Here is a 2,653-nt window from a genome sequence, read left to right as displayed (position 1 = left end):
GTCAGCAATAGGTAAGCGTTTGAAATTATCTCCGGCTTTTCCCCTGCTCCACACGGAACGTGCAAGTTTCCCCGCATTCCGCGTTCCATCTACCGTAATTTACTCGATTATAAGTTCCTCGTTACTTCGTGTTTGAGATTGTTAGATAGCTTCAAGCCTACATTTATCACGAAAGCGATTGACTTTTTCAATCATCTTTCCTGTAAGCTGAAGTCTTTCTATGAGTTCATCAATCATCTTTTTGTCCCTTGTATGAATCAATCGGTGTACATCTTTATGAAGAATACGAAGATTATTAAACTGGTCATTTCCGCCAATGCTTAACGGTACATAGTGATGACAATGGACCTCTGATGCTGGCACTTCAGTGCCTGTGATTTCACATTTTCCCATTTTCATACTATACCGACTGATTCGGTTATCCAAATATTCAACGCTTCGGTTTGGCAGGGTTGATTTCATTAGTACACTGATTTCCGATTGAACGTCCGGTTGTAGCTTATTGTATATCATTTTTCTGCCCTTCTCGGTGAAAGGCGTCATTGCCGGAGTGAATCCAATGGTATTCTGTGTTTTCACATCTGCCAACGGGAATAGATAGACACCGGCTATCCGAAACGTTTTAAAGCCCCGATGGTACATTTTCTTATATGTTGGTGGTGGATTAAATGGATGACCATATTTGCCTACTGGTCTAAGATGATTATATATGAACGCACCTAAGTCATAGGCAAGACGCGAGAACTCGAGATTGACCTTAGTGGCTTTTCTGAAATATTGATGAATCCCCAATACAAAGCTGTTAAAAAGTAAAGCATTAAGAGCCGAAGGCGAGGACCTTATTCTTCGAATCAGTTTTCGTGCCTCTTCTTTAATTTTACGCTTTTTATCGGGTTTAACACCGGTACGCGCAACTCTCTTTTTGCGCTTTTTATCAGCGCGGATGGTGAAGCCTAAGAATTCAGATTCACGTTTCCGTAGGTTTACAACTTGAGATTTTTCTGGTGATATATCCAATTTCAAACGGTCTTTGAGGTAAAGCCTTGCGGCATGATACCACCTTTGTGCCGTTTTACCATCTTTACAAAGGATTTTAAAATCATCCGCATAACGAACGAGATAGCCTTCTTTAAGATTGGTACGCTTTTTGGCTTGTCTTTCACCAGCTTTGGATTGATAGGATTTGGATAACGGGAAGAATTCCCATTGCCCCGCAACCCATTGGTCAAGGTCGTTAAGAACGATGTTTGCCAATAAGGTTGACAACAAGCCACCTTGCGGAACGCCTTGTGTTGGTATGCCTTCTCCATCTATTTCAGCTTTCAACATTCTGCCGATACAAGCTAATACTTTTCGGTCTTGAATCCCCATGTTCCATAATTGCTTTATAAGCAATGTATGGTTAATATGGTCAAAGAAGCCTTTAATATCAATATCAACCACAAAGTGAAAGTGGGATAAATTGATGAGTTGTTGGACTCTTGCCATGGCATGGTGAGCCGAGCGGAGTGGTCTAAATCCATAACTATGGTTATAGAATCTAGCTTCCGCAATCGGTTCCAGTACTTGTTTGAAGCTTTGTTGGATAATGCGGTCCAAGATACAAGGAATGCCAAGCGGTCTATATTTTCCATTTCCTTTATCAATCCATTTTCGCCTGACTTTCTTGGGACGATAATTGTCAAGTTGTCTTCTGACTTTCATCAATAATTTTTCTTCAGACCACGTTTTAATATCGTTAATGGTATTATTGTCGGTTCCGGGTGTTCCGGAGCCTTTATTTGATTTGATAGTACGATAAGCTAACAAAATATTTTCTCTAGATGTAATGACATCATAAAGGTGAGAAAAGGATTGATGCTTCAAGCTTTTATCGTACAAATCTGTGAAAATCTCGGTCATTTCATAGTAATCCCAATATCGTAAAGCTTGCACTGTGGCATCCCTCCTTCTGGAGTGATGTTCCCACATTCCTACCCGATCGGTGCAATACACGCTTGGAAAATAATCTTTCATTTCGCTAGACTTGGGGTTATTCCTCCACTCTCATTACAAGAGATTCATCAGTCATACCCCTACCCTCACAAGGATAAATGCCTTTTGGCTTACGCCTTATGACAAACGTTTGGGATGACAGTCCTTGTTTCAACGTTCCTTGTTTTCCAAGTCCCTTACAATCTAGCTATCCATACTGAACTTAGGTGTTCCCTGGAAGCCTGTGAGCTGGATATCGCCGTTGTTCGATATAGCGTGTTTCATAGGGCGCATTTTTACTGCACACCACTCACCCCATCGTTGGATGGGACATAAGTTTCCTTATGTTCAAACTCTAGACCTGTATATTCGGTTATTCGTCAGTTTCATTGTGCTGAAACCATTCTCACCATATCCAGTTTTTCAGCCATGCGGCATATCCGTTGACATACCTTCTCCGAGGGAGTGGCTTTAGTCTCCGTTCTGCCGAATCCACCTGTACTTCAAACCCCGTAACCTGTCAATTACGACGCATGCAGGAGTATTGACGGGATGGTTTCGGGAAACATGGTTCCGTCATTCCCACCCTTGATTGTAAAGTTGGGATTGTCCGCTAGGTAATCCCCTGCCTTTCACGCTTTAAAGCGTTTATGGCAGAACTTGTCGAGCGGCGACCGTT

At 41.9% G+C, this 2,653-nt stretch carries 1 protein-coding gene; it reads right to left on the bottom strand.

Going from position 1 to position 2,653, the window contains the following annotated elements; all coding sequences use genetic code 11:
- Positions 1–141: 141 nt before the first annotated feature.
- The gene (ltrA, locus tag ACFQ4A_RS16510) at positions 142–1,935 is read right to left on the bottom strand and encodes a group II intron reverse transcriptase/maturase (RefSeq protein ID WP_382402510.1); all 1,794 of its coding nucleotides are present in this window, start codon (positions 1,933–1,935) and stop codon (positions 142–144) included.
- Positions 1,936–2,653: the final 718 nt, after the last annotated feature.

Source organism: Lentibacillus salinarum (assembly GCF_042679865.1).
GTDB lineage: Bacteria > Bacillota > Bacilli > Bacillales > Amphibacillaceae > Lentibacillus > Lentibacillus salinarum.
Note: the sequence above shows the minus strand (reverse complement) of the source record. Positions and strands in the feature narration are given on the sequence as shown.